Raw genomic sequence first — 19,732 nt, 5'->3', positions numbered from 1 at the left:
GAATCCGTTGTCGTATACTGGAAACATCAAGGAGGTGCTCGAATGACACACCAACCCCAACAATACCGGTCACCGGACGGACTGCCGGTCGACATCGCTATATTCACGATAACATCGCACGCGAAGCTGGGCAATTACCGAATGCTCGCCGATCGCAGGCTCGACGTATTGCTCGTTCGGCGCAGCGCATCCTCCGAAGCGTTCCCAGGCTGCTGGGCGCTGCCGGGCGGGTTCTCGAAGGAAGGGGAGACGCTGCTCGAAGCCGCCTACCGCGAGCTGAAGGAAGAGACGAACGTCGACCGCGACGTTACGATCGAGCAGATCAAGACGGTGTACTATCCTGGCCGCGATCCACGCGGATGGATGCCTTCCGTCCTCTACTGCACGCTGGTGAAGGAAGCTTATCTGCTCAAGCTTGCCGCTGACACGGATGCTGACGAGGTGCGATTGTTCCCGCTCGATGAAGCGCTGAAGATGAAGCTTGCTTTCGATCATAACGAACTGCTGCAAGATGCGCTTAATTATGTGCAGACGAAGATGATGACGACGACGATTGCGAAGCAGTTTCTGCCGGAGGAATTCACGATCCGCGAGCTGTACCAAGTGATTCAGACCGTCGTTCCTTCCTTCGAGGAAGACATCGCGAACTTCAAGCGGAACCTGATGACGACGAAGGCAAGACAAGGACTGATCCGCGAAGCGGTAACCGCAGACGGTCAGCCGAAGACGACCGATCGGAATTCGAACCGCCCCGCACAGTTGTATGTTTACACCGACTACGAGCCGCGCATCTCGATCTATAACTCCGGGCTTTTCTAAGCTCGGATATATTTTAAGCCAACTATATAGTCTAATTGACTATAAATAATACAAATCCAAACACTCTGGAGGTCATCCAAATGTTAAATACACTTCGCAATAACCCGCTGCTTCTGACGGACAGCTATAACCTGTCGCATGCTCGACTGAAATGCAATATGGACTGGGAAGTCAGCCACCTGTACAACCGCAAGGAAGGCATGATCCTGTACGGTCTTCGCGAGATGGTTACGGAGCTGATATCGATTCAGATTACGGAGGCGCATGTGAAAGAAGCCGAGCGCTGCGCGGCGATGCAGGGCCTCATCTTCCCGACCGAGCTGTTCCTTCGGGTGGTGAATGAGTGCAACGGTTATGCGCCGATCGCGGTGGAGTCGGTACCGGAAGGTACATGGTGCCCGGCGGGTACGCCTTTTGCCCAAGTGTACAATACGGTTGAAGGATTCGGTGAACTGGTGACATGGTGGGAGGGCATGTTCATGCATGCGTATTTCCCAAGCGGATGCGCGACGGAGGCGTTCCATATGCGCCGCTACTTGGAGGAGAAACAGATGGAGCATGGCTGCGACGATGGCTTCCTCTGGCGCATTCACAGCTTCGGATTCCGTGGACACCGGAGCTTGGAGGATGCGTATTGGGCGGGAACGGCTTGGAATCTGTCGCTGCAAGGAACGGACGATTTTCACACAACGCATCACACGCCACACGCCATGATTGGCAGCATCGCGGCATTGGCGCATAAAGTAACGCAGCAGTATGACGACGAAATGGCATGCTTCATGCACGCGATTGATTCGACGGCGGATGCTGGCGAGAAGATCGTTGCTCTCGTTATCGATACGTATGATGCGAACCGTGTGATTGAACAGTATTTGCCGGAGCTTGGCCGTCATGCACGTCAGCGGGGCATAAGGATTGTCATGCGTCCTGACAGCGGCGATGTGCTGGAGCAGGCGATTGCGATTTACCGCGTTGCTCAAGCGAATGATCTGCTGGATGCAGTTGGCGTTATTATCGGCGAGGGCATGAACTTCGAGCAGGTGAAACGTTACGATGCAAGACTTGAGGCGGAAGGCGTGCCGCTGGCGTTCGTTGCGTACGGCGTCGGATCGGGCTTCTACAACCATATCGACCGCGATACGCATGGATGGGCGATGAAGACCGCATACAGCAACGGCAAAGATCGGATGAAGTTCGCGATGGTTGCGCTGAAACGGAGCATTCCGGGCCGCGTGAGGCTAGTGCGCCTGAATGGCGAATTGACTGCCGTAGCATACGAGGAAACGGAAACCGAAACGGTAGGCGACAATGTGTACGAAACGATCTACATGCACGAAGGAGTGGGCGTTCCGCATATGATGAATGCTGGGGCAGCTTTCTGGAATGAAGTACGCGATCGGATTCGGGTGCAAAATCCACAGCAGCAAGCGATCAAATTATCGGCTGCCATTGAGAGGAAAATCGCTGCGCTTGCGGAAAAGTATCTGTAAGCTAGAAGCTATAAAGCTCATATGTACACAAGGAGGCGCTGACGATGTCGACAATCAAGCCTTATCGATATGGTTTTATTCTAGGACGGTTTCAGCCGCTGCATATCGGCCATGAACGAATGATTGATACAGCACTGGATGTATGCGACAAAGTGCTGGTGCTCGTTGGCTCTGCGCAGCTGAGGAGGACGGTGCGCAATCCATTTGATATCGAGACGCGCGTTCGTCTGCTGCGCAAAGTGTATGGCAATCGGATCGAGGTGGCACCACTTACAGACTACTCGCATGAAGGCGACCACAGCCATGCGTGGGGGATGTATTTGCTCCATGCTGCGAAGCAATACGGGATAGACAGAGGTTTCCCTCCGCTAGACCTGATGATCGCGGGCGACGATGAGGAACGGGGACAGTGGTTCCCGGATGATGCCGTGGCGGGTATTCATCAGCTGGCGGTTCCGCGAGCGGATATTCCGATCAGCGCTACGCTGCTGCGAGAGGCCGTTATCGCCGGTGATGAAGGGTATTGGCAGGTGTACACGAATCCGGCCATACATGACGAGTTCGAGACGATACGCTTGGCGCTGCTGGAAATCGACTATTATCGGGAGCGGGCTGAGGCGGAGGCGGAAGCGGCTAGTCTGGAGCCATGATGAATGATACAGGTGTACGTGCCAAAAAAGCGGTCAACCCGATCCCATAAGGGAAGAGGCAGACCGCTTTTTATATATAGGAACAGTTAGTGCTTAACGCCAGATTTCCACATCGTCTCGATTTCCTCGAGCGATTTGCCTTTCGTTTCCGGAATCATGCGCCATGTGAAGACCACCGTGATGAGACCCATTACCGCATAGATCCAGAACGTCGAAGCGGCCCCTGCCGATTTCAGCATCGGCGGGAACGTCTGCGAGACGACATAGTCGGCCGCCCACAGCGCCATCGATGCAATGGCTGTTGCGCGTCCGCGAATATGGTTCGGGAAAATCTCTGCAAGCAGCACCCAGACGACGGGTCCAAGCGAAATTGCGAAAGCCGCAACATAGACGAGCAATAGGATGAGTACGAGAATGCCGGATGTATGGCCCGTATGGAACGCCAGACCGATGAACAGCAAGCACAGCGTCATGAGCGCGGAACCGATCAGCAGCAGTGCTTTACGACCGACACGGTCGATGAGCCGAATGGCAATAATCGTGAATACGACGTTGATCAGACCGACAAGAATCGTCTGGACGAGCGCGGCGTTTGTGCCTGCGCCTGTTTGTTTGAGAATCTCCGGCGCATAGTACAGCACCGCGTTAATACCCGTTACTTGCTGAAGCACAGCGATGACGACACCAACGATGAGCGCAGTGCGAAGGCCTGGCTTGAACAGCTGGCGCAGCGAGCCGCGGTGTTCCTGCTTGAACGATTCTTTGATGTCGAGCACTTCTTGACGAGCGCCGTTCTCGCCGTGGATTTTCACAAGAATATCAAGCGCTTGCTCCGCACGACCCTGCTTAATAAGCCAACGTGGGCTTTCCGGCACGAGAAATAGGAGCACCATGAACAATGCGCCAGGGACTGCGCCAACGCCGAGCATCCAGCGCCAAGCGGTTGAGATGTCCCACGCATCATCGCCCATCGAGGCGAATGCGTTGTTGACGAAGTAGGTCAGGAAGATGCCGGTTACCGTCGCAAGCTGGTTGAATGCAACGAGTCGACCGCGGTAACGCGTTGGCGCGATCTCTGCATTGTACAGCGGGCATAGCGTGGATGTAATCCCGATGCCAAGACCGCCGATCATGCGGAAAATAATATAACCCGTAAACGTACTCGGCAGCGCCGAGCCGATCGAGCCGATGATGAACAGCAGCGCGGCGGCGATCAGCACTTTTTTGCGGCCGTAACGGTCGCTTATAATGCCGGATGCGCCTGCGCCGACGATACAGCCGACAATCAGGCTGGACACGGCCCAACCGACCTGTACCTCGCTAAGGTCGAATCGGTCCTGCATAAAGCCGACAGCGCCGGAGACGACAGCCGTATCGAAGCCGAACAACAACCCGCCTAGGGCGGCGATAATGGATGCGAGCATGACGAACTTCATATTGATTCCGCTATCTTCAGCGATAGGGTTGTGCTGCGATTGCGTTGCAGTTATAGGGGCAGCCATAGATCTTTGCTCCTTTTTCTCGAAGATGAATGAACCGCCCGTGTATGAGACAAGGTGGCGGCGTCACTCATTATAGCATCGGGATGATGGAGCGCAGGGGACGATGAACAGCACTATATTGCGGGATTGCCGCACATTTCGTACCGCTCGATTGATTATTGGCCAGCGATTCCGAGCGCTATCACTATTTTGTTCATTCAGCACAAAAATGTCCTCTTCCCACGTGTCCGCCGACTAGGAATCGCTCCCCTTCAAGCTGCTCGTCCGATAGTCCGACGGGGTGACCCCGGTTACTTTCTTGAACACGCGGCTGAAGTAATTCGGATCTTTGTATCCGACCTCATAGCAAATTTCCTTCAGGCTGAGCGAATCCTCCTCGATGAGCTGCTTCGCCCGCTTGATGCGCAGAGAGGTGAGATAGTCGATGAACGTCTCGCCAACATATTGCTTGAATACCTTGCTTAGATAAAAAGAGTTCAAGTGCACGTGATCCGCCACCTCTTCGAGCGACAGCTCCTCGGTGAAGCGCGATTCAATATAGCGTCTGGCGCGATCCAGCGCCGATATCGTCTGATGCTCGCGCATTTCGCGGCTTCGCCTCAAGGCGGACAGCACATAGGCGTTCGTCGCCTCATCTGCGCTGGCGGCTGATTGATCCGCCGGTCCAGCAGCACTGCCAGCCGCTGCGGCGGTTGTGCTGGCGCTCGGGCCGCTGCGCTGAAGCTCGGCGAATAGGCACAGTCCGCCGCCGCTGCCGCAGCACGAGGAGGCGAATACCGCTTCGACGTAGGATCGGCGGAGCCCCTCAATGCCTGAGTGCTGCACTCCGACGCCGATAGATGCGGGCTGCTCGAGTCGTTCGGCTGTCCATTGGGCGAGCCGCTGACCAATTGTGTTCGCAGTTGGCGGTGACGCTGCTCCTTGCTTAGGCGTCGGGAAGAACAACGCCATATGCCGATCGATGATGGAACTGACTAAACATCCGCCGAGCGATTTGGCGAATGCCCGTACTTCCTCGAACAAGGTGCGCCGTTGTTTCGAATCGGACGGAAGCTCCGCCCATGCAGCGACAACAGCGAAGCCGCCATCAAGCGGAAAGCGGATCCACTCGGCAAGCTGCTCGGCTTCAGCGCCGATGATCTGATCGACCATGAACATGAGCGCGAGCTCGTTCTCCATAATGGGCTCCAGCTCCGAGAGGCGGTCGATCAGCTGCAGCCGCTCATTGCGCGTCTGCTTCTCGCGATCCAGCTCTTGAACAAGCCGCTGCAGCAGCGAAGTGATCTGTTCGCGGCTGGCTGGCTTCACGATGTATTCTTTGACGCCAATGGCGACGGCCTCTTGCGCATAGGCGAAATAATCGTAAGCGGTGACGAGCACAAGCTTCGCATCGGGCATCCGGTCCCGAATTCGCCGAAGCGCCTCAAGGCCTTGGATGCCAGGCATGTGGATGTCCATGAAGATGATATGGGGACGGTGTTCGTCGGCGAGTTCTAGTGCCCTGCGGCCATTCTCGGCGAATATCATCTGGAACGTATCCGGCATCGCGCGGCGGACGATCCACTCGAGCCCTTCCCGTTCAAGGGCTTCGTCATCGGCAATTAGCAGTCGGTACATAACGGTGATTCCTCCTTTCTTGCGTTAGCCGCATAAGTCATAAACCTCATTAAGCATCAAATGGATGCCCGGATGCAAGCGGCAGCTTCATGGTTTATGTCGATAATGAATCCCGTTTACTTGATTCCGGCAGCGTAATGGTGAGGCGTGTGCCTTGTCCGGGGGCGCTCTCGATTGTAATCAAATCCCGTTGCCCGAAGAAAAGCTCCAGCCTGCGGAATACGTTGCGCATGCCTAGCCCTGCGGACTGTGAAGGCTTGCGGTCCGATGCTAAGTAGTCGCCTGTCGTTGCAGTGGCTCGAGAAGCGTCAGAATCGGCATGAAGCAGACGCTGCCGCACCTGCTCGGTCATGCCTTTGCCATTGTCTGCAACCGTAATGACAACCGAATGGTCGTCTTCGTGAGACTCGATCGACAGTGAGATGATGGCTCCACGCTCCATTTCTTCTACGCCATGAACGAAGGCATTCTCGACGATCGGCTGCAGAGTGAGCGGAGGCAGCATGGCAGTGAGCGCCCGCTCATCAATGTGTCGTTCGAATGTGATCCGGTCGCGGAATCTTGCCTGTTGAATGGTCATATAGGCATCAACATGTGCCAGTTCTTCGCGCAGCGTGACAGGACGGTCGAGGCTTTGCAGATTGTAGCGAAGCAGGGAGGACATCGACACGATCAAGTCGCTTGTCCGTTCTGCGCCTTCGATTAGAGCAAGCTTGGCCAGCGCATTAAGCGAGTTGAACAGAAAATGCGGGCGAATCTGGCTCTGCAGCGAGCGAAGCTCCAGCTCGCCGAGCAGCCGCTGCTGCTCGCCGCGTTCGCGCTCGAGCCGCGCGGTCTCGCGCAGCCCGCTGAGCATGCCGCCGAACGCTTCGGCCATCATGCCAAGCTCATCGCGGCTGCCAAGCTGCGGCGGTTCGGCAGCGAGATCGCCGCGCGCGATGCGTCCGGCTGATTGTACGAGCATGCCGATCGGGCGCGTAATGCTGCGCGAGATCCAGAGGGCGAGCAGGGCCGCGAGCACCGTCTCCGCGACGAGTACAGCGGCGCCAAGCTTTAACAGCCGCACATTCTCGCGCTGAATGCGGCGGAAGACGGGCTGATCGGCGGCCAGCTCGGCATCGACCAGCTGGCTGCCCTCCTCGAAGATGAATGCGGCGGTGGCATCCGCCTTCTCATACAGATTAAGCGCTTCGGCAGGCGTGGCAGATGCCAGTGCCGCCTGTTCTTGATCGAGCAAGGTTTCGATCATCGAAGCATAACCGATGGAGGCGGATGCGGTTGAAACCGTTGAGCCTCCACCAAGCAGCTGCGCTTGCAGCGCGCGCAGGTCTTGTTCCAGCTGCTGCAGCAAGGCGCCAGTCGCATCGGTCGGGTTATCGCGATTGCTGTACAACGTCTGCATCAGCTGGCTGGATGTTTGGGACGCCTGTTTGTACAGCAGCATGCGTCCCATCATCTGATCGTAGCTGCGCTGTACGACGTTCGTGCTGCGGAACAACAGGAGGGAGATCGATCCGACGAGCAGCACAAGCAGCGGGATGAACAGCAGCAGCTTCATGCGGATCGTCATGGGCAGCTCCCCTGCAGTCCGAGCTTCTGTCTCGTCATCACGGTCGTCTCGGTGAAGATACTCGCAGGCTTTTGTCCCGCAGGCGCCAGTCCTTGAAGCAGCTTAACGGCTTCATAGCCAATCTCATAGGGCTTCTGCAAGATTGTTGCAGCGATATCGCATTGCGAGATGGCGTCACGCGTGCCCGGCAAAAGGTCGAAAGCGTATAGAGCAGGCCGATTCAAGGTGGACGCGGAATCGGCCGCTTTTTGAAGCGTCCTGCTGTTGTTTAAGCCCAGCGAGTCCGAATCAGATGCTGAGCGGCCTTCGAGTCGGCGTACCGCCTCTGCCATGCCAGGGCCATCGAGTGCGCTAAGACCAACGACTGCACGTACAGCGGGATGCTCCTGAAGCAGCTCGGCTGTCTGCTCGGCGGCTCGCAGCCGCGAGTTGCTAGTCGTGCGAATATCGACGATGCGCAGCAGCGGATAGGGCGCGATCGCATCCTTGAAGCCTTGCAGCCGCAGCTTCTGGTTAATCGCGCTGCTGCCCATGAGCACGCCGATCTGCCCGCTGCCGCCAGTGGCTGAGACGACCTGCTCGCCGAGCTGCTGTCCGGCCTTGCGGTTGTCGCTGCCTACATAAGCGAGGCGTTTGCTGTCTTGTTCGTCGGCGTCAATCGTAACGATGACGATGCCGAGGCTGTACGCTTCGTCGATTAGAGCACGATAGGTTGGATTATTAAGTCCTTGCACGACGATGGCGTAAGGCTTCGACGTAATGATTTTGGACAACAGACGTATCTGTTCTTCGGGGTTGATCCTGCTGGGCCCGATATACGAGAGCGATAGTGCGAATGTTTCCGCTGCGGCCCTGGCGCCTTGCTCGATTTCGCGCCAGAACGGATTGTCGGCCTCTTGTGCAATGAGCACGACGCGAGGCTGCTGCGATTGCTCGACGGATGGCATGCTGACAAGCGATTGCGCAAGCTGCCGGATATGGAAAGCAGAGATGAAGAATAAGGTCAGCAGAGCGGCGAATGCCGCAAGCAAAAGCAAGGAAACGAGCGTTGTCCATCGTTTATACATCAGGAACTCCTTCGGAAGAGGGCTTCATCTAGTTTGCATCAATGGACAGGAAACAATTACACAAATGCACATGCGTCATTATGTCGTTAGGAGGCTGCAAGTGTATCCACTTTTTGGTTTTTGTGCTACGATCAATCTATTGGACATATAGGAGAGAGGACATGGGACGTGGAGCATATACCAGAACGTTCAGAGAAGGAGTTTGCATTCACGCCTGTTGAATTCACGGAGCGGTGGAAAGCGGCAGGCGAGGATCCTGATGCGGAAAGCATCGTTTCGCGATACAGCGAGTCCGTTTATCTGAGAAGGCTTGGGGCCTATCTGATTGATTATTTGATTGTTGGCATGTTATTGGCCGGTGCGATGTTTCCGATGATTCTGCCGGAGGCTATGCAGGACGATTGGGCACCTAATCCTTTGCCGATCATGGGTGTTTCTTTTGCCATATTATTTGGTTACTTTGCCATATTGGAATCGATTGGCGGATTTACGATCGGCAAATGGGTGCTGCGTATTCGTGTCGTGAGGCAGGACCGCTCCGTTCCGGGTGTTGGCAAGACATTGCTCCGAAACCTAATCAAGCTGCTAGAGTTGAGCCTCTTCATGTTGTGCGGCATCGTGTCTACGATTCTCATACTCGTGACGAGGAAGAAACAACGGCTTGGCGATATGGCAGCAGGTACGTTCGTGCTTAAAGTAAAGGATGCAAGGCAGCCAAGCAGAGGTCGTCTTGTTATGACTTACATTTCATTTGTCGCCATTACAGCTGCTGCCGTTATCATGTTGGTCATTTGCATTGGTACGATCGTGAAGGAGCCCAGTCATTATAAGACGGCTGATGGGCAATACGAGCTGCAGGCGCCTATGACCTGGAGCGCTGCTGCGGATGATTATGAAGGCGAGTTGTTCATTAGCAATCTGTTGAGCGATGAGCTCGTGCTCATCGGATCCGATGATGAATATACGCTCGATGGCTGGGTGACGCTTGAGGAGTACAATGACATCATAGCGGATTGGCTTCCTAACGCACTAGAGGTTGAACTGGACGGGACAGCGTCCGAGAAGATTAGCTTAAACGGATTGCCTGCCTACCGATTCACGATGAATGGCTATGGAGATGGCGAGCGGCAAGCTTATAATGTGACGGTAACCGGTGATCAGAACAAATACTATTTCATTGTTTCGTGGATATCGAAGACAGACCAAACGAATGGGTCGATCGGTGATTTTCGGACGCGTTGGCAGGGCAAGCTGGATCACCTCGATGAGATCGTCGGAACCTTCAAGTCGGTGCGAGGCGTAGTAAGTTTATAGGTTGTTTATAGGTTGGTCAAGAGGAGTCCTCAATCGCAATGTATTGCGGTTGAGGGCTTTATTAGTTAACCGAATAGCGCGCATATTAAAAATGCCCTAACCCGTTGCGGGTTAGGGCATTCCAATCCATGTACAACTTACAGAAGTCCAGCGTGCTTAAGGCCTTGGCGAATGCCGCCTTCATTCACGTGTGCAGTCACGTAGTCGGCATGCGGAATGAGCTCGGGATGCGAGTTGCCCATTGCAACGCCGAGGCCAACCGCTTCGAGCATTTCTTTATCGTTCAAGCCGTCGCCGAAGGCAACCGCTTCTTCAACGGAGATGCCGAGATGCTGCAGCATCGCATCAATGCCAAGCGCCTTGGAGCCGTCCTCGGGAAGGACATCCATTGCGTTCTTGTGCCAGCGAACAAGGCGAAGGCCCGGCAGAGCGTCTGCGTACAATTCTTCCTCATGCGCTTCGCAGTGGAGGAATGCTTGATAGATGCTCTCTTTTTGCCAGAAGTCGGGATCATGTCCCGGTGGTGTGATGCGCAGCGAGTTAACCGATGTCATCATGTTCGTATTATCAGGCGTATTCGCATAATAAGATTCTCCGCCCTCGAACACGAGCGGATGATTGTTCTTGCCAGCATGCTCAACGAGTGCCTCGAGGCATTCGCGCGCTATCGGACGCTCGAACAGAACGCGGCCGTCGTGCACCACGTATGCGCCGTTCAGGCTCACATACGAATCAATGCCAAGCTGCTCGGCAATAGGCTTGAAGAAGTAAGGGGCGCGGCCCGTCGCGATAACGGGAATAACGTCCGTCTGCTTCAGCTCGCGGATCGCGTCAATCGTGTCCTGCGGGATTTGCTTCTCTTCGTTTACAAGCGTGCCGTCAATATCGAAAAAAACGATTTTATAGCTCATGTTGTCTCCGTCTCCTATTCTATTATCTCTATTTATCAAGACTCCGAACTTTTATACGGCCTATCATACTATGGAAATACGCCTTGCGTCGAGACATGAGGGCGATATTGGAAGCATAAGCGGCTTGGACTGCGGATAACCTAAGGGTTGGAAAAGGAGGCGAAAACCATGTGCAACATCCACAGCGGCGACACTAGCCAATTCGTTAACTCGATTAACGAGCAGCAGTACAGGCAGCGGAAGAACAAAGAGCGTTTCGGCAAAGGCGCGCCAAGCCAGAAGCTGCAAACGAAGCAGCACACGAACAATCCATAACGTGAAACATTCACGTCGCTAAATAAGAATCACTCCATAGCCATCCTGAGCGCGCAGCAGTTGCGAAGCCGGGAGGCTTTTTTGCGTGTGGGTCTTGATACCTGCATTCACGTGATAGGTTGGGTGTGCTATAACTATAATACGACAGGTGACATTGGCAGTTGGAAAGGTGCGAGCGTGATGATGATAAAGCTTGGCAGGCTTGGACAGCAGTTATCTCCGTTTCGGACAGGCAATCTCGGTACACATCAGCCGGACAAAAGGTCGCTGCGGCGGACCGTCGTCGTCTATGTGCTGCTTGGAAGCTTGCTGCCGCTGGCGCTGCTGAGCGTGATGACGTACAGCCTCATCTATAATGTCATGACGAACAAAGTCCAGACCGGTATAGAGGCCACGCTGAAGCAAGAGGCGGCAAGCCTGGAGAATACGATCAACAATCTTGACTTCGCTTCGAAGCAATTCGCGCTTGATGGCGGAGTGGTGGATGAAGTTTCTGCTTTCCTGCAGGAGCCTGAAGTGTACAAGAAGCTGCAAATCATGACCCGCATCAATGAGAAGATTAACCTCGTGAACTTCACGAATCCGTACCTTGGTGTAACCGCTTACATTATGCCGAAGGCGTCGGATCCGGTCTTATTCTCGAACTTGAATCTGTATAGCGACGTTAGCTTCGATAAACTGCCGCCATTCACGACGTACAACGGAGGCGCTTACTATGGACCCCATCGAACGCTTTACAGCGCCAGCGATAACACGGTGTTCTCGGTCGTCCGCAAGGTGCGCATGGATGATGACAGCGAAGTGTACGTCTACCTGGAGACGAACTACAATCAGTTTCGCAAAATATTAAATACCGAGTCGTACGGCATCAAAGTGTCGCACTTGCTCATCAATGGCGATGGAGAAGCGACCTATATCGATCTGAATGACAAGCCGGAGATCGGCCTTAACGCCAAGTGGAAAAGCGGTCAGCCGCTTGCGGATGCCTACAAGGGCTATCGCGATTTTCGTTATACAAGCCAACAAGGATGGCAGCTTGTGACGCTTGTGAAGAAGTCGGCGTTCAACAGCGAGATCAATGCATGGTTCGTCCAATTGGCGCTGCTCGGGTTCGCGACGCTTGGCTTTGCCGTGTTGCTGGCGCTGCTCATCTGGCGGTGGATTTATCGGCCGCTGAACAAGGTTAATCAGCAGATCGTTCGCATGTCGGACAATCGGACGACGCCGGTATCTTTTACGAATGTAGAAGAGTTCGACCTGCTGCTGACGAGCTTCAAGGAGATGAAGACGCGCATTAACGATCTGATCGATGAGGTGGAGCACAAGGAGAAGGAAAAGAGCCGAATCGAGATCGAGAAGCTGCTGAGCCAGATCAATCCTCATTTTCTGCACAATACGCTTAATACGGTGCAGTGGCTGGCGCGGATGAACGGTCAGAAGGAGATTGACCGACTCGTTACGCTGCTCGTGAAGGTGCTCCAGTACAACCTTGGCAAGCAAAGCCTGATCGTGACGATGCGCGAAGAAATCGAAGCGGTACAAAATTACATGGAACTGCAGCGTATCCGCTACGATTACGAATTCGAGTTTCGTCTGGAGCTGGACGAGGCGGCCATGGGGGCGGCAGTGCCTCGCTTCTTGCTGCAGCCGTTGGTCGAGAATGCCATTTACCACGGGGCAAGCGAATCGAATGGCTGCGTGACCGTTGCCGTTCGGGAGGAGACAGGCAATCGACTGATGCTCGTCGTTGAGGACAATGGCGAGGGCATCAGCGAAGAGAAGGCTAGGAAGCTGCTGGAGGAAGATCCGGAAGGTCGGAAACAAGGGCTCGGCATCGGCTTGTCATACGTGAATCGGATGCTGAAGCGATTCTATGGAGAGCTTGCGACAATGCATATCGGCAGCAAGCCGGGCCAAGGCACAGTGATTGCCATTACGATCCCGAGAAGGACGGAGGAGGAGTTCCATGCTTAGAGCACTGGTCGTAGACGACGAGAAGCTTGTACGCAAAGGGTTTATCTCGATCATCGATTGGGCTTCGCTTGGCATTGTGATCGTCGGCGAGGCTGGCGATGGCGCCGCTGCGCTCGAATGGATGAAGAGCAGTGAGATCGATCTGTTGTTCACAGACATTACGATGCCGCGAATGGACGGCTTCGAGCTGATCCGCCAAGTTCGCCAGCAGTTTCCGCAGGTGCAGTCGGTCGTGCTGACCTGTCATCATGAATTCGACTACGTGCAGGAAGCGATGCGCCTTGGCGCTATCGATTACATCGTGAAGACGCTGCTCGAGGTGGACAGCAGCGATACGGTTATTCGTCGGATCGTGGAACGCTGCCATTGGGAACGGGGCAAAATAACCAGCTCCGCCGAGACGGCTTCCCGGCAGGCATCGCCTTCAGCTGGACAGGCGATTGTCTTCGTCCCGCGCGAGCGAGGTGAAGACAGCGGGGAATTGTTCCGCCTTCCGCTGGCCAAGGGCAGCCGGCTTATTCGGCTTGCATCAACTGGCATATGGCTGACCCAGCCGACCACATCCAATACAGCGGCCGAGATCGACCGAGAACTAGGCGACCGTCTGCTTGCTATATGGCGGCCGATTATGGTGACCGGCCTTGAGGGGGCAGGATCGGTTGAGGAGATTGGCCGGCTCGTCGAAGGCTCAACGCTGCTGAACTGTCTGTTCTATGCCCCTGAACAGACGGGTACATTGACGTTCGCAGTTAGCGAGCTTAAGCAGCGGAGCCGCTTGGACCATGGCGGCATTGTGCCTGAGCATTGGTACACGCTCCGTTGGGCCCTGCATACAGACGAATGGAAGACGATGCTTGCAGAAGCAGAGCGGCTGACTGTAGAGCCTGAAGCCTGGCATGCATTCACTGGCCGATTAGGTATGGATTGGTCCGGCCTGCTGTTCGCAACGGCCGAGAGCCACCGTCTGCTTGAGGAACGCGAACGCTGCCGGACATGGCGGGACTGGCGGGATTGGCTGGGCCGTGCGGCATCGCTTATTCGCAGCCGAATGGATGAATTGGCGATGTCTCGCGAGGTAATGGGCTGCTTGATTGGCGCAGTCATCTACATGCGGCAGCACGCAGGGGACAAAATCAATCAGTCTGACGTTGCATCGCATGTCTCGATGAGCCGCAGCTACTTCAGCCAATGCTTCGCGAAGCTTGCAGGCGCATCGTTCGGCGATACGCTTCGAACGATGCGGATTGATCTTGCCAAGCGGCTGCTGCGAGAGACGGATGCACCCGTTTATGAGATTGCGGAACGGGCAGGTTTCGAGGATGACAAGTATTTCAGCCGCGTATTCCGCGAGTACGCAGGGCTGCTGCCATCGGAGTACCGTGCGGCTAACCGCTAAGGAGGAGATATTGTTGTAGACTGCGCCAATGAGGGTCTGCATGATGAGTTGGCATGGCAATATACGGTAACGTTTTCGATAAGCGAATGACCCGCCAATAAGATACCTAGTAAGAAAACGGTTAGGTGAGGTAGGAATTTGGTTCACAAACCTCAAACGGGCTTGCGCGATTGAAGGGCAGCTTTCAATCCCGCCCGTTCCTGCTTATTCGCTACAATGAAAGCGTGATCATTCACAACGAAACGCAAGGGGGATAAATGGTGATGGCAAACTACAGAACGTCCAAATGGATGGCGGCGTCAATTGCTCTGGCAGTATTGCTTAGTGCCTGCGGAAGCGGCGGGGGCAGTGATGCTGGAGACGGTGGCAAGAGCTCGACGTCATCGGATGCTGGAGACAAAGGCACGACGACAACTCCATCGGATGCCAAAGGCGATGCACTTGCCTATGAGAAGTACAGCGAGCCTGTATCGATCAGCGTCGGCTTCAAAATTCCGGACGACAAGCTGGGCGCAGGCGACACCAACGACAACAACCCTGTATCGCGCTACTTGGAAGGCCTGCTAAACATCAAGGTGACGCACGCTTGGGAAGCAAAAGGGGATGACGCCTTCAAACAGAAGGTTAACCTTGCAATCGCAAGTAACGACCTGCCTGATGCGATGGTGGTCGACCGTAACCAACTGCGTAAGCTGATCGACAACGATATGGTTGAAGATTTGACGGATGTCTATGCGAAGTATGGATCTGAACTTGTGAGAGCGATGTACGATTCGACCAAAGGTCTTGCGCTCGCGGATGCCACGGTCGATGGCAGAATATACGGCATGCCGAACGTTGCAATCGAGGCGGATGCACCTTCGCTGCTCTGGATTCGCCAAGACTGGCTCGACAAGCTGAATCTGCAAGCGCCGAAGACGGTTGATGAGCTTGCAGCGATAGCGAAGGCATTCATCGAGCAGGACCCGGACGGCAATGGCAAGAAGGACACGCTTGGACTCACGGGCGATAAGCAAGTTGTATATGGACAAAAGCCGAATCCGAACGGCTTCGACTCGATTTTCAGCTCATACCATGCTTTCCCTAAGAACTGGATTAAGGACAAGGACGGCAACGTCGTTTACGGTTCGATTACGCCGGAGAATAAGGACGCATTGGCGAAGCTGGCGGAGATGTACAAAGCCGGTCTGATCGACCCGCAGTTCGCGCTCTACAAGGAGACGCAGGAGCCGATCGTCGCGAACAAGACAGGCATGTTCTTCGGTCCTTGGTGGATGCCGTATTGGCCGCTTGCCGATGCGGTGGCGAACGATACGAAGGCGGAGTGGAAGGCGTATGCGACTCCGCTCGATAAGGACGGCAAGTTCGTGACGCATATGGCGCCGGTGACGGACCGCTACCTCGTTGTTCGTAAAGGCTACAAAAATCCAGAGGCAGCAGTGAAGCTGCTGAATGCTTTCACGCGCATCGAACGCCGCTCCGATCCGAACAAGGATGAGATGAAGAAGCTCGACGACTACGCGACGGCGAACACGGTGCAGAACCGTAACTACTATCCGTTTGACCTGCTGCTCGATTACTCCGACGCGGTTGTGAAGCGTTACAAAGACGTGCAGGCTGCGCTTAAGGGCGAGCTCGATCCAGCAACGTTCGATCCGGATACGAAGCAAGTATACGACTACTCGGTTATCGAGAAGGAGAATCCGAAGAAGAACATGGATGCGTGGAAACCAGCCAAGGCGTATGAGCTCGGCGGCGGCGTACTTGCCACGACGGACATGGAGAAAATCTACAGTTTGTTCTACGGCACAACGAAGACGATGGAGACGAAATGGACGTCGCTGCAGAAGCTGGAGAATGAGACGTTCTTGAAAATTATCGTAGGCGACTTGCCGGTCGATGCATTCGATACGTTCGTCAGCGACTGGAAGAAGCTTGGCGGCGACCAGATTACGAAGGAAGTTTCCGATCTTGTAGCCGGATAAGGAGTAAGCTGCGTTCAGGAGATTCGCCAGAAGGGGGCTTCGGCGTTCGCCGGGTCCCCGAAGGCGTCTCATTTGTGACAAGTATGGTTAGTGGATTCCATTACACAGAAAAGCGGTGAGAACCGATGTTGTGGAGAAAACGTTCGTTTCATTATCATCTGATGGTATGGCCGGGCATCGTGTTCCTGATTTTGTTCAGCCTCGTTCCGATGTTCTATGCGATGATGGCATTTCAGGATTTTCGGCCTCGACGCGGCATTACCGGCTCGGAGTGGGTCGGGTTCGACAATTTTCAATATTTGTTCCAGCTGCCTGACAGTCGGACGATTTTCTTCAATACGATATTTCTCGCGGTTATGAAAATCATTGCCAACCTGATCGTACCGCTCGTATTCGCGCTGCTGCTTAACGAGGTGAGGGTACGGTTCATGCGGAGATGGATCCAGACGATCGTCTATCTGCCGCACTTCCTGTCATGGGTGCTGCTGGCTACGGTCTTCTTCGATGTGTTCTCGCTGGACGGCATCATGAATAAATTGATCAGCTTATTCGGTGTTGATCCGATCTTGTTCTACCAGAGCAACAAATGGTTCCCGGCGATCATCATTGGTACGGATGTCTGGAAGGAGTTCGGGTTCGGCGCCATCGTTTATCTGGCAGCGCTGACCGGTATTAATCCGGTGCTGTACGAAGCGGCGGAAATCGATGGCGCTTCACGGTTCCGGCAGTTGATTCACGTTACGATTCCTGGCGTGAAGACGACGGTCATCCTGCTGGCGACGCTTGCGCTTGGCAATGTGATGAATGCGAACTTCGACCAGATCTTCAACATGTATAACCCGCTCGTCTACCAATCGACCGACATTATCGATACATATGTGTATCGCGTCGGCTTAAACGATCTGCAGTACAGCTTGGCTACCGCGGTTGGACTGCTCAAGTCCGTCGTCAGCTTCGTCCTCGTGACGGTGTCGTACGTATTGGCTTCGCGGTTCGCGAACTATCGGATTTTCTAAGGCGATGAGGTGACCTCCATGGTAGGAAGAAATAATGTTCAGAATCGGATCATCGACCAATCGATCCTCGTGGTGCTCGTCGTCATTACGCTGGCGTGTCTCATCCCGCTGCTGCATACGGTGGCGGTGTCGTTCAGTGATAAATCGGCGGCGGACGCGGGCAGGGTGCTGTTGACGCCGATCAAGCCGACGCTTGCAAGTTATTCGAAGGTGCTTGACGACTCGCAGTTCTTCACATCGTTCTACATCTCGATCAAGCGGGTTGTGCTCGGCGGATTGCTGAACTTCGTCATTACGATCATGATGGCCTACGCGCTATCGAAGGATTCGAAGCAGTTCCCGCTGCGTAACGTCTACATGTGGTTCCTCGTCTTCACGATGATGTTCAGCGGCGGTATCGTGCCATGGTTCATGACGGTCAAATCGTACGGTCTGCTCGACTCCATGTGGGCGCTCGTGCTGCCGCATGCGGTGCAGACGTTCAACGTCATCCTGCTCATGAACTTCTTCCGCAACCTGCCGAAGGAACTGTCCGAAGCGGCGGAGATCGACGGAGCTGGGCCGTGGTATACGATGATCCGCCTGTACGTGCCGCTGTCGCTGCCGGCAATCGCAACGGTAACGCTCTTCAGCATCGTGTTCCACTGGAACTCGTTCTTCGACGGGCTCATCCTGATGAACCATCAGGAGCATTACCCGCTGCAAACTTACATCCAGACGCTCGTCGCCCAACTGAGCGCGCAGGCGATGACCGCCATGACGCCTGAACAGCTTGCCGAAGCGATGGCTGTCTCCAACCGTACGTTCGGCGCAGCGAAGATCATCGTCTCGATGATTCCGATCCTCGTCATCTATCCGTTCCTCCAGCGCTTCTTCATCCACGGCATTACGCTCGGGTCGGTGAAGGAGTAGGGGAGTGTGTTGAAATCGAAAGCCCCGACTCACGTCGTTACGTGGGTCGGGGCTTTTTATTTGCCGCAACTTTTTCTTTAGCCAGCAGCGCCATGTCATTTGTTGCAACGAACTACAGAGATGGTATTGGCTTATAAATAGCTCGATTCGCATTGTTAAGAATTCCATTCCTGCACTTGAATGATCGCTTGCTGCGTTTCATTGGGCAGCTTGCTCCGAGTCCGGTATGCCTTGTGGCGGAAATAATGCAAGCGTCGTTCGAATGAACAGCTTGACCGCATGGGACGCTTCCTCCGCGGACGGGACGACAAGCCGGATGTCGCGATAGGCATTCGGCTCCAGTTCGCGCTTCACAAGGCCGGGCGGGAGCGTCTTGAGTGCCAGCTCGGACAGAATAGGGAATCCTAGACCCTCCTCTGCCATACGCAGAGCCATATTGACGCTTTGCACGATATATTTGGTTTGCAGATGAGCCTTCGCCCGTTCGAACAAGTCCATGATCGGCGGCTCGTAACCGGCTTTGCACGTAATGAACGGCTCTGCCGAAAGCTGCTTGACGGGAACGACGGACATGCTGCTGAGCGGATGATCCTCTCGCAGAACCGCGAACATTTTCTCCCGATAGATATGTATCGTATCCCATTCGCCATCTGGCGGCATAAGGAACGCGACGTCGATCATTCTCGTCTCCAGCAAGCTTCTCAGCTCGTCGATGCTGCCTTCATACAGCTCGAACGCAATACCCGGATGTTGCTTGGCAATAGCGCTAATGATAGAAGGCAGGAAGTGGGCTGCTGCGACAGGAAAGGCTCCGACGCGGATCGTACCGACTTGAAGTCCCTTCTCTTCGGCGACGACTTGATCGACCTTGGCGTACGTGCCAAGAATCTCTCGGAATAACACGACGATCTGCTTGCCTGCATCCGTCAATTGCACGCCGCTTCGACGGTCGCGAAGCAGCAGCAAAATATCCAGCTCCGACTCCAGCGAGGAGATGGCGCGGCTGACAGCGGGCTGAGTCATATTAAGCTCAAGGCCGGCTTTCGTAAAGCTGCCCGTTTCTGCGATCTTCACGAAGAGCTTGATCTGTGTATAGGTCATAACGTTTGGGTTATACCTCCTATAAATAACATTCATTTTCCTCATGCTGCAAATTAGTGTATCATTCGGATTAACCTTGGAACAAGGAGTGAA

General features: G+C 54.6%; 16 protein-coding genes. 10 read left to right on the top strand and 6 right to left on the bottom strand.

From position 1 onward, the window contains the following. Nucleotides 1–42 precede the first annotated feature (42 nt). The 3 genes from H8B09_RS21235 to H8B09_RS21225 all read left to right on the top strand — a co-directional run bounded on the left by H8B09_RS21235 (nt 43) and on the right by H8B09_RS21225 (nt 2,959). Nucleotides 43–819 carry an NUDIX domain-containing protein gene (locus H8B09_RS21235; protein WP_191205553.1) on the top strand — a complete coding sequence of 259 codons (777 nt, stop codon included), beginning with the start codon at nt 43–45 and terminating at the stop codon, nt 817–819. Between the two features lie 80 nt (nt 820–899). After that, on the top strand, nt 900–2,309 hold the full coding sequence (locus H8B09_RS21230) for a nicotinamide phosphoribosyltransferase domain-containing protein (protein ID WP_191205552.1): 1,410 nt from the start codon (nt 900–902) through the stop codon (nt 2,307–2,309). A 44-nt stretch (nt 2,310–2,353) separates the two neighbouring features. Beyond that, nucleotides 2,354–2,959, top strand: coding sequence for an adenylyltransferase/cytidyltransferase family protein (locus tag H8B09_RS21225; protein ID WP_191205551.1), 606 nt, complete (start codon nt 2,354–2,356; stop codon nt 2,957–2,959). Between the two features lie 86 nt (nt 2,960–3,045). On the opposite strand, the gene H8B09_RS21220 is transcribed toward H8B09_RS21225, so the two are convergent. From H8B09_RS21220 to H8B09_RS21205, 4 genes are all read right to left on the bottom strand, one after another. After that, nucleotides 3,046–4,461, bottom strand: a complete 1,416-nt coding sequence (locus tag H8B09_RS21220; RefSeq protein WP_191205550.1) for a sugar porter family MFS transporter — start codon at nt 4,459–4,461, stop codon at nt 3,046–3,048. Between the two features lie 234 nt (nt 4,462–4,695). Next, entirely contained in the window at nt 4,696–6,078 is a 1,383-nt protein-coding gene (locus H8B09_RS21215) for an AraC family transcriptional regulator (protein ID WP_191205549.1), read from the bottom strand. A gap of 94 nt (nt 6,079–6,172) precedes the next feature. Further along, nucleotides 6,173–7,648, bottom strand: coding sequence for a sensor histidine kinase (locus H8B09_RS21210; protein ID WP_191205548.1), 1,476 nt, complete (start codon nt 7,646–7,648; stop codon nt 6,173–6,175). Next, nucleotides 7,645–8,715, bottom strand: coding sequence for a substrate-binding domain-containing protein (locus tag H8B09_RS21205; RefSeq protein WP_191205547.1), 1,071 nt, complete (start codon nt 8,713–8,715; stop codon nt 7,645–7,647). The genes H8B09_RS21210 and H8B09_RS21205 overlap by 4 nt, the downstream gene beginning before the upstream one ends. A gap of 168 nt (nt 8,716–8,883) precedes the next feature. Between H8B09_RS21205 and H8B09_RS21200 the strand changes: the two genes are divergently transcribed. Continuing rightward, nucleotides 8,884–10,029 (top strand): RDD family protein, encoded by a 1,146-nt coding sequence (locus H8B09_RS21200; RefSeq protein WP_191205546.1) that lies wholly within the window; start codon nt 8,884–8,886, stop codon nt 10,027–10,029. A 137-nt stretch (nt 10,030–10,166) separates the two neighbouring features. Here H8B09_RS21200 and H8B09_RS21195 read toward each other — a convergent pair whose 3' ends face one another. Further along, the gene (locus H8B09_RS21195) at nt 10,167–10,940 is read right to left on the bottom strand and encodes a Cof-type HAD-IIB family hydrolase (RefSeq protein WP_191205545.1); all 774 of its coding nucleotides are present in this window, start codon (nt 10,938–10,940) and stop codon (nt 10,167–10,169) included. A 168-nt stretch (nt 10,941–11,108) separates the two neighbouring features. On the opposite strand from H8B09_RS21195, the gene H8B09_RS21190 reads away from it, so the two are divergent. The 6 genes from H8B09_RS21190 (at nt 11,109) to H8B09_RS21165 (ending at nt 18,538) form a co-directional block, all read left to right on the top strand. Beyond that, entirely contained in the window at nt 11,109–11,255 is a 147-nt protein-coding gene (locus tag H8B09_RS21190; RefSeq protein WP_191205544.1) for a DUF4023 domain-containing protein, read from the top strand. A 180-nt stretch (nt 11,256–11,435) separates the two neighbouring features. Then, nucleotides 11,436–13,229, top strand: coding sequence for a cache domain-containing sensor histidine kinase (locus H8B09_RS21185; RefSeq protein ID WP_224753826.1), 1,794 nt, complete (start codon nt 11,436–11,438; stop codon nt 13,227–13,229). Next, complete coding sequence (locus tag H8B09_RS21180; protein WP_191205542.1) at nt 13,222–14,625, top strand: response regulator; 1,404 nt, start codon at nt 13,222–13,224, stop codon at nt 14,623–14,625. Before H8B09_RS21185 ends, H8B09_RS21180 begins: the two co-directional genes overlap by 8 nt. A gap of 263 nt (nt 14,626–14,888) precedes the next feature. Next, nucleotides 14,889–16,610: an extracellular solute-binding protein gene (locus H8B09_RS21175; protein WP_191205541.1), complete on the top strand. Its 1,722-nt coding sequence runs from the start codon at nt 14,889–14,891 to the stop codon at nt 16,608–16,610. A 125-nt stretch (nt 16,611–16,735) separates the two neighbouring features. Further along, nucleotides 16,736–17,626 carry an ABC transporter permease gene (locus H8B09_RS21170; protein ID WP_191205540.1) on the top strand — a complete coding sequence of 297 codons (891 nt, stop codon included), beginning with the start codon at nt 16,736–16,738 and terminating at the stop codon, nt 17,624–17,626. A gap of 18 nt (nt 17,627–17,644) precedes the next feature. After that, a complete protein-coding gene (locus tag H8B09_RS21165) occupies nt 17,645–18,538 on the top strand; it encodes a carbohydrate ABC transporter permease (protein WP_191205539.1) in 894 nt (297 codons plus the stop codon). Between the two features lie 198 nt (nt 18,539–18,736). Here the strand turns inward: H8B09_RS21165 and H8B09_RS21160 are convergent, their stop codons facing one another. Then, nucleotides 18,737–19,639, bottom strand: coding sequence for a LysR family transcriptional regulator (locus H8B09_RS21160; protein ID WP_191205692.1), 903 nt, complete (start codon nt 19,637–19,639; stop codon nt 18,737–18,739). Nucleotides 19,640–19,732 lie beyond the last annotated feature (93 nt).

This window comes from Paenibacillus terricola (genome assembly GCF_014779765.1).
GTDB lineage: Bacteria > Bacillota > Bacilli > Paenibacillales > Paenibacillaceae > Paenibacillus_T > Paenibacillus_T terricola.
Note: the sequence above shows the minus strand (reverse complement) of the source record. Positions and strands in the feature narration are given on the sequence as shown.